This is a genomic window from Undibacterium paludis (genome assembly GCF_022568815.1).
Lineage (GTDB): Bacteria > Pseudomonadota > Gammaproteobacteria > Burkholderiales > Burkholderiaceae_D > Undibacterium.
This window is the reverse complement of sequence record NZ_JAKZHX010000058.1, coordinates 1-671: the sequence shown is the minus strand read 5'-3', so window position 1 is coordinate 671 and position 671 is coordinate 1. Positions and strand designations below refer to the sequence as shown.

General features: G+C 59.8%; 1 protein-coding gene. It reads left to right on the top strand.

From position 1 onward, the window contains the following. Window positions 1-671: DUF4214 domain-containing protein (locus tag LZ463_RS28900; protein ID WP_241459780.1), on the top strand; the 671-nt coding region annotated here is incomplete at both ends.

Below are 671 nucleotides of genomic sequence, written 5' to 3'. Positions count from 1 at the left end.
GGCGACAAGGATGGTGACGGTATCCCCGATGCCATAGAAGCGAAGGTCGGCACCAACCAGAACCTGAAAGACAATGATGTGCTGCACAGGGCTGACCTGTTTGCCATGCAGCTTTACCGTGACGTGTTGTTCCGTGAGGGGGATACTGCTGGTATCACCTACTGGCAGCAGCAGATCGACAGCGGGCATCTGAACCGTGCCCAGGTGGCCGCATCGATGCTGGCTTCGACCGAGTTCCAGAATAATGTCGGTAGCCTGACCCGCCTGTACTTTGGCGCCTTTGACCGTTTGCCTGACCGGGATGGCCTGGCTTACTGGATAGGGCAGGAGAAGGCCGGCGCCAGCCTGAGCGGCATCAGCAGCGCCTTTGTGGCCAGTGCCGAGTTCCAGAGCACCTATGGCAACCTCAATAATACGGCCTTTGTGGACAGGGTGTACCAGAATGTGCTGCACCGCAGTGCCGATGCGGCAGGCCAGGCTTACTGGCTGGGGCAGTTGAACAATGGTCTCTCGCGGGGCGATATGCTGGCGGGCTTTACCGAGTCAGCGGAGTTCAAGGCCAGCTCGCAAGCCAAGGTGTCCTTGACGCTCGATTACATCGGTCTCCTGGGGCATGCGCCGGACCAGGCGACGTTCAATGCGCTGCTGGCCCAGGGGAATACCGATGTGGT